We start from the raw sequence: 7,427 nt of genomic DNA, 5'->3' as shown, positions 1-7,427 counted from the left end.
GACTGCCCCACCGCATTCGCGAGCTATCGCCACGTGTGGAGCGGCATAAGCCGGGAAGCAAGCGCCCTACCCCAAGGTTCAGCCCTTCGCCTCGGCGATGATCTGGCGAATCGCACCCACGAACGCTTCGGCCGGCTGACCACCGCTGACCGCGTACTGGTCGTTGAACACGATGGTCGGCACCGACGTCACGCCCCGGGAGATCCACAGCTGTTCCTGTTCGCGGACTTCGGCTGCGTATTCATCAGAGGCGAGAATCTGCGCCGCACGCTTGATGTCCAGGCCGACGCTTTCGGCGATGATCGCCAGCGTCGCGTGGTCGGACGGGTCCTGGCCATCGCTGAAATAGGCCTTGAACAGCGCTTCCTTGAGGTTGTATTGCAAGCCCTCAAGCCCGGCCCAATGCAGCAGCCGATGAGCGTCGAAGGTGTTGTAGATGCGGCTCTGGCCGTCGGTACGGAAGGCAAAGCCCAACGCCGCGCCCATGTCACGAATACGCGCACGGTTGGCCTGGGACTCTTCGGCGCTGGAGCCGTATTTTTCGGTGATGTGCTCGACGATGTTCTGCCCGATGGCGGGCATATTCGGGTTGAGTTCGAACGGCTGGAAATGGATCTCGGCCTGCACCTCGCTGCCCAGTTGGTCGAGGGCTTCCGTCAGGCCACGCAGGCCGATGATGCACCAGGGGCAGGACACGTCGCTGACGAAATCGATTTTCAGGGGAGTACTCATGGCAGGCAACCTCGTTGGCATTAACGCGCCGTAAAAGTTGCACGATACACCAACTTCACAACACCTTCGAAGGCTGGCCCAGGTCAATCTGCGCCCAGTGCGCAGCATCTTCGCGATGGGCTTGCAGGTACGGCAGCACCGCCGTCAGCAGCGGTGCCTTGAAGGCTTCCTGGAAACGATGGGCCATGCCGGGAATCAGTTTCAATTGGCTGCCCTGAATATGCGCGGCCAGGTGCACGCCGTGCATCACCGGCAGCAACGGGTCGGCGGTGCCGTGCACCACCAACGTCGGCACGCGCAGTTGGTTGAGCAAGGGCACTCGGCTCGGCTCGGCGAGGATCGCCATGATCTGGCGCTTGACGCCGTCCGGGTTGAAGGCCCGGTCGTAGGACAGCGCCGCCTGGTGCAGCAGCGCCTGGCGATCGTCTTTCACATTCGGGCTGCCCAACGCCGCCAGCAGGTCGGCCTGTTGCTCAAGCGCCACTTCACGATTGGGCGCACTGCGCCGCGACAACAACTGCACCAACGCCGCATTCGGTGCCGGCAAGCCTTCGGCGCCGGAGCTGGTCATGATCAACGTCAGGCTTTCCACCCGTTGCGGCGCCATCGCCGCCAGGTGCTGGGCGATCATGCCGCCCATGCTCGCGCCCAGCACGTGGAATTGGCGGATCTGCAACGCATCCATCAAGCCCAGGGCGTCGTCGGCCATGTCAGTCAGCGTGTACGGCGCCGCCACCGGCAGGCCGAGTTTGTAGCGCAGCACTTCAAAGGTCAGGTTGGCGCTGGCCGGGGCTTGGCGCCAGGTGGACAGGCCCACGTCACGGTTGTCGTAGCGAATCACCCGAAAGCCCTGCTCACACAGGGCCACGACGACCTCATCCGGCCAGTGGATCAACTGCCCGCCCAGGCCCATCACCAGCAGCAAGGCAGGGTCAGACGCACGGCCGATACTCTGGTAGGCGATGCTCACCTGAGCCAGATCGACCGTTTGGGTCGGGACATTGACATCACATCGAGACGCCGCAAAAGACGGCAGGCCGAACAGTAGAGCGGCCAGTAAAAGCAACACGCGCATGAAAAACACCGAAACGCAGAACCCCAGTAGAGCGCGAGTCTGATGAAGTTTGTTCAAGCGCGCTGCCACAGTTCTGTGACAGTTTAATGAAGAGTGCCCAGCGGTCGTGGTCGATGCCGTATCGACAGGCCTTGCAACATGAGACAAACTCACGCCAGCCCTGTCTATCACAAATTATCTTCATGGAGCGCCCGTGCTCGAAATTCGTCACCTCAAGACTCTGCACGCCCTGCGCGAAGCCGACAGCCTGGTGGAGGCCGCCGAGCGCCTGCACCTGACGCAATCGGCACTCTCCCACCAATTCAAAGAGTTGGAAGAGCGCCTGGGCATGCAATTGTTTGTGCGCAAGACCAAGCCGCTGCGCTTCACCAGCGCCGGCCTGCGCCTGCTGCAACTGGCCGATGCGACCCTGCCCTTGCTGCGCGGCGCCGAACGCGATATCGCACGTTTGGCCGGCGGCACTGCCGGGCGTTTGCACATGGCGATCGAATGCCACAGCTGCTTCCAGTGGCTGATGCCGACCATCGACCAGTTTCGCGATGCCTGGCCGGAGGTCGAGCTGGACCTGGCCTCGGGTTTTGCCTTCGCCCCGTTACCGGCACTGGCCCGGGGTGACCTGGACCTGGTGGTGACCTCCGACCCGCTGGAGTTGCCGGGCATCACTTATGTGCCGCTGTTCACCTACGAAGCCATGCTCGCCGTGGCCAACCAGCACGCGCTGGCGAACAAGTCGTACATCGTGCCCGAAGACCTGCTGAGCGAAACCCTGATCACCTACCCGGTGGAACGCGATCGCCTGGACATCTTCACCCGCTTCCTGGAACCGGCCGATGTGGAGCCCGCCCAGGTGCGCACCTCGGAACTGACCGTGATGATGATGCAACTGGTGGCCAGCGGCCGGGGCGTGTGCGGCATGCCGCATTGGGCGCTGCACGAGTACAGCTCGCGCGGTTACGTGAAGGCCAAGCGTTTGGGCGAAAAAGGCCTGTTTGCCACGCTGTATGCGGGGATCCGCGCGGACATGCTGGATGCACCCTACATGCGCGACTTTTTGCTGACGGCCAAGGACACGTCGTTTTCCACGTTGGATGGCGTCAGCGCCGTGCGCTGAATGTAGGCTTTCAGTCAGCGTTGAGTTCGCGCCACATGTGGATTTTGTCGAAATACTCGACCCCCACCCGCACCGCCAGCGGCTCCAGGCCGTACTGGATGAACCCGCAACGCTGGTACAACGCGAAGGCCGCGTCGTTGCCGGCGGTGACGGTCAGCTGGATCAGTTTGAGGCGCGGATGTTGACGCGCCTCGGCGAGCGCCGCCTCCACCAGCTGGCGGCCCATTCCTTGCTGCTGATAAGCCCGGTTCACGTACATGCCGAACAAGGTCACCTTGTGCCGTGCCTTCTCGCGGGGCTCGAAGGCCAGGCCGACAATGCCGGCCAATGCCTCTGCGTCAAACGCGCCGAGCAAGCGATCCAGCGGGCTGTCCAGGCGTTTTTCCCACCAGCTTAACGGCATGGCCGAACGCTCGGCCACGCTGGAGGTGAACGCCTGGGGGTAGCCGTCGTACGCCTCAAGCATCAAGGCGCGATAAGCCTCGGCGTCACGGGCATTCAGGGGGCGAATCAGCATGCGTGGCCGTCCTTTGTCAGGCGATAGCCGTCAGCGAGGCGCGATAAAACGGCAGGATCAAGTCGCGGGTCAGAGGCGCCAGGTGCAGGCCACCGTCACCGGCCGGGTCGATCCAGCGCACTTCTTCGATTTCCGCCGCGGGTGTCACCGGCACGTCGATATGCACCTGGAACAGTTCCGCGTGCACGGTAAAGCCCGGCTCATTGGCGGCAGGCGCCGAGAAATCGCCGAGGTAGGTCGCATCGCTCGGGTCGATGCGCAGGTTCAGTTCCTCAAACAACTCACGGGCAAGCGCCTCGGCGGGTTGCTCGCCGGCGTCGATCTTGCCGCCGGGCTGCATAAAAGCCTGGGTGCCGCGTTTGCGCACCAGCAAGGTGTGGCCGTTGCTGCCGATCAATAGCGCGGCGGCGATGCGGATAGTCGATGTCATGTAAAAACTGCCTTGAATGCAAAGGTGCAAGGATCACAGAAAGCGTGTTAACCGGAAAGTGCGCCCTCATCCGGCTCTTTGATGAACACCGAATACTTGGCCCCTTCCATCGCCTCAAACGCGATCAACTTGTCCACCAGCGGCAGGTTCAGCACCTTGCCGGCGTTGAGCAACAGCATGCCGTTATCGGCGTTGAGGTTGCGCGCCAACACCATGCCTTCGGCCAGTTCGCGGGTGGTCAAGACTTTCACATTCGGGTCACCCAGCGTCACGTCACTGAGGAACGCGGCGCAGGCCCGCACAAAGTCTTCGACCATATCCGGATCGTAGAGCTTGCCGGCGTATTTACGGATGTAGAGCAGCGCTTCATCGCTGTTCATCTGGCGTTCGAGGATCAAGCCCTTTTGCAGCTCGATAAAGTCGACCGCAAGCTTCAACAAGCGGGCGCCCGAGGGAATCAACTCGCCCTTGAGGTGGTCCGGAAAACCGCTGCCGTCCCAGCGTTCCTGGTGATGACGAATCAGACGCGCAGCGTCCTTCATCGGCTCCAGGGTCATCAACAATGACTCGCTCTGGGTCGGGTAGGCCCGATAGCGTTCTCGGTCGGTGCTGTGCAGCATGTCCGAGGGCGCGACCATCATGCCGTCGCTCCAGCTCAGCTTGCCGATGTTATAGAGCGCAGCGGCCATGGTCAGGTCGCGGGCACTGGCTTCGTCCATCGCCTGGGCCTTGCAATACACGCGAATCAGCTCGATCAACTGGCGGTTGGTCTGTTTCTGCTTGGGCAGGCGCAGGTTGGCCAACAGTGAAAACACTTCGGTGCCGGTCACATAGCTGCGTTTGAGTTCGTCGTAGGCCAGGTCGAGCATGTCAGCGGTTTGCTGCAACTCGCTGGTGCGGGCTTCGACGCGCTTTTCGAGGGTCGCGTTGAGGGCCTTCAACTGGTCGTTCTGCTCGCGGGTCAACTGTTCAAGGCGCAGCCGTTCACGCTCGGAGTGCTGGTGCTCCAGGGACTGGCGCAAGGTCAGGAGCATTTCCTCATCGTTCCAGGGCTTGCTGATGTAGCGGTGAATCTGACCTTCGTTGATCGCCTTGATCATCATGCTCATGTCGGCATAGCCGGTGAGCAGGATGCGCGTGGTGGACGGGTACAGCCGGTGGGTTTCGGCCAGCAGCATCGCCCCGTCCATGGCCGGCATACGCGCGTCGGTCATCACCAGGTCGATGGGCCGGGCGGCCATGATCTCCAGGGCCTGGGCACCACTGCCGGCCAGCAGGACCTCATAGGGTTGGCCGCGCAGCAGGCGGCGCAGGCTATTGAGGATCGACTCTTCGTCGTCGACCAGCAAAACCGTGGGGGTATAAGGGGGGGTCGTAGCAGTTTGTTCATCCATGGCGACACCTCCTGGCAATGACACAGAGTTGCTTCAATGCGGCCCGACGTGATCCATCACTGTACTTGCTCGCGCATTGAGCGCTAGATGAACACCGGGGTAACTGTGGGTGATTTGACGCCAACTGGCCGACTTATTCAAGGGAGCCGACTATGCTTGTGACTGGAAGCCGGTGACCGTCCCTGTTTATTGAAGCATTCACGGTAAGGAAGCCCTATGCGCCATAAACCGCAGTTGCGCGCCGCTCGGAATCAGCCATGACCCCACGCTCAGGGCGGGCCAATCGACGCATCCTGATCGTCGATGACACGGCGTCGATCCACGCGGACTTCCGCAAGATCCTGTGCGTCGACGCCAACAACCACGCCTCCCTGGACAGCATTGAAGAAACCCTGTTCGGCAACGCCCCGGCGGTGCGCCAGACCTTTGTGCTGGATTCCGCCTATCAGGGCCAGGAAGCCCTGGAACTGGTGAACAAGGCCCTGGCCGCCAACACCCCCTACGCCCTGGTGTTCATCGACATGCGCATGCCGCCGGGTTGGGACGGCCTGGAAACCATCGAACAGCTGTGGAACGTCGACCCCAACTTGCAAATCGCGCTCTGCACGGCCTACTCCGATTACTCCTTCGAAGCCATCGAGGCGCGCCTCACCTACGACGACCAGTTGCTGATCCTGAAAAAACCCTTCGACGACCTCGAAATCCGCCAGATGGCCACTGCCCTGACCTGGAAATGGCAGTTGGCGCAGGACGCAGCAGCCAAGTTGATCGGGCTCGAACGCACGATTGAGGCAAGGGTCCAGGAACTGCTCAAGGTCTCGCACCTGCTGCAATACGACGCCCTGACCGAGTTGCCCAACAGCACACTGCTGGGCGACCGCCTGACCCAAGCCATTACCGTCTGCAGGCGCCATGGCAGCCAATTAGCCGTGATGTTTATCGGCCTGGACCGCTTCAAGCGCATCAATAATGCGCTCGGCTACCCGGTCGGCGATGAAATGCTCAAGCTTGTCAGCCAAAGCCTGGTGGCGACGGTGCGCGAGTCGGATTCGGTGTTTCGTTACGGCTCCGACGAATTTGTGCTGATCCTCAACGACATCAAGCATCCCCAGCAAACCCAGTACATTGCCGAAAAGCTCCTTGCCGCCGTCAGCACCGCCCACTATGTGGCCGGCCACGACCTGAGCGTCACCGCAAGCCTTGGCATCAGCGTTTACCCTGATGACAGCAGCAGCGCCGTGGAATTGATCAAAAAGGCCGAAACCGCGATGCGCGCCATCAAAGAACGTGGCCCCAACAATTTCAGTTTTTTCATCGCCGAGATGAACCTGCTCGCCCAGGTTCAGCAAAGCCTGGAAAGTGCCATCCGGCAGGCCCTGCAACGCAATGAATTTAGCCTGCACTACCAACCGAAACTGGACTTGCACAGCGGCAAAATTGTCGGCGCCGAAGCGTTGATTCGCTGGCACCAGCCCGATCATGGCTGGATCTACCCGTCTGCCTTCATTCCTGTGGCCGAAGACAGTGGCCTGATCGTGCCGTTGAGCCAGTGGGTGATACGCCAGGCCTGCACGCAAGCTCGCGCCTGGCAGGCCGCCGGGCTACCGCCGATCTGCCTCTCGGTGAATATTTCCGCGATTGATTTTCGCCAGCGTGACTTTGTCGCCAACCTCGTGGCGATCCTTGAGCATACGGGCCTGGCGCCACAGTTACTGGAGTTGGAAATCACCGAGAGCGTGCTGATGCAAAATGTCGAGGACACACACACCACGTTGCGCAAGATCAAGGCCCTCGGCGTGCGGCTGTCCATCGACGATTTCGGCACCGGGTATTCCAGCCTCAGCTACCTGCGGCGCTTTCCGATTGATGTGCTGAAGATCGACCAATCGTTCATTCGTGGCCTGAGCAGTAACAGCCAGGACGCGCAATTGATCAGCGCAATTATCAGCCTGGGTAAAAGCCTGGACTTGAACATCGTCGCCGAAGGGGTGGAGACCATTGAGCAGCTGCAATTTCTCATCGCTCACCAGTGTGAGGAGGGCCAGGGTTTCCTGTTCAGCAAGGCCGTAGCAGCCGATGATTTCGCCCGACTGCTGCACACTGGGCAACCCAGCCTGTTACCTGACCACTGATTTTTTGCCGCAAGGAGCGACCGCTTGAGCCGCAGC

General features: G+C 61.2%; 7 protein-coding genes. 2 read left to right on the top strand and 5 right to left on the bottom strand.

Going from position 1 to position 7,427, the window contains the following annotated elements:
* Window positions 1-78 precede the first annotated feature (78 nt).
* Complete coding sequence (locus A7D21_RS23015; protein ID WP_053254626.1) at window positions 79-732, bottom strand: DsbA family oxidoreductase; 654 nt, start codon at window positions 730-732, stop codon at window positions 79-81.
* 55 nt (window positions 733-787) lie between these two features.
* The gene (locus A7D21_RS23010; protein WP_053254625.1) at window positions 788-1,807 is read right to left on the bottom strand and encodes an alpha/beta fold hydrolase; all 1,020 of its coding nucleotides are present in this window, start codon (window positions 1,805-1,807) and stop codon (window positions 788-790) included.
* A gap of 193 nt (window positions 1,808-2,000) precedes the next feature.
* Here A7D21_RS23010 and metR point away from each other — a divergent pair, with 193 nt between their 5' ends.
* Window positions 2,001-2,918 (top strand): transcriptional regulator MetR, encoded by a 918-nt coding sequence (gene metR / locus A7D21_RS23005; RefSeq protein ID WP_053254624.1) that lies wholly within the window; start codon window positions 2,001-2,003, stop codon window positions 2,916-2,918.
* A 10-nt stretch (window positions 2,919-2,928) separates the two neighbouring features.
* Here the strand turns inward: metR and A7D21_RS23000 are convergent, their stop codons facing one another.
* The 3 genes from A7D21_RS23000 to A7D21_RS22990 are packed head-to-tail and all read right to left on the bottom strand — an operon-like array spanning window position 2,929 to window position 5,259.
* Complete coding sequence (locus tag A7D21_RS23000) at window positions 2,929-3,435, bottom strand: GNAT family N-acetyltransferase (RefSeq protein ID WP_053254623.1); 507 nt, start codon at window positions 3,433-3,435, stop codon at window positions 2,929-2,931.
* A gap of 16 nt (window positions 3,436-3,451) precedes the next feature.
* Window positions 3,452-3,865 carry an NUDIX domain-containing protein gene (locus A7D21_RS22995; RefSeq protein WP_053254622.1) on the bottom strand — a complete coding sequence of 138 codons (414 nt, stop codon included), beginning with the start codon at window positions 3,863-3,865 and terminating at the stop codon, window positions 3,452-3,454.
* Between the two features lie 47 nt (window positions 3,866-3,912).
* Window positions 3,913-5,259, bottom strand: a complete 1,347-nt coding sequence (locus tag A7D21_RS22990; RefSeq protein ID WP_053254621.1) for an HD domain-containing phosphohydrolase — start codon at window positions 5,257-5,259, stop codon at window positions 3,913-3,915.
* 257 nt (window positions 5,260-5,516) lie between these two features.
* On the opposite strand from A7D21_RS22990, the gene A7D21_RS22985 reads away from it, so the two are divergent.
* Window positions 5,517-7,391, top strand: a complete 1,875-nt coding sequence (locus A7D21_RS22985) for a bifunctional diguanylate cyclase/phosphodiesterase (protein WP_053254620.1) — start codon at window positions 5,517-5,519, stop codon at window positions 7,389-7,391.
* Window positions 7,392-7,427 lie beyond the last annotated feature (36 nt).

It is taken from the genome of Pseudomonas sp. AP19 (assembly GCF_001728855.1).
GTDB lineage: Bacteria > Pseudomonadota > Gammaproteobacteria > Pseudomonadales > Pseudomonadaceae > Aquipseudomonas > Aquipseudomonas fluorescens.
The sequence above is the reverse complement of the archived record's forward strand: the minus strand, read 5'-3'. Positions and strand labels throughout refer to the sequence as shown.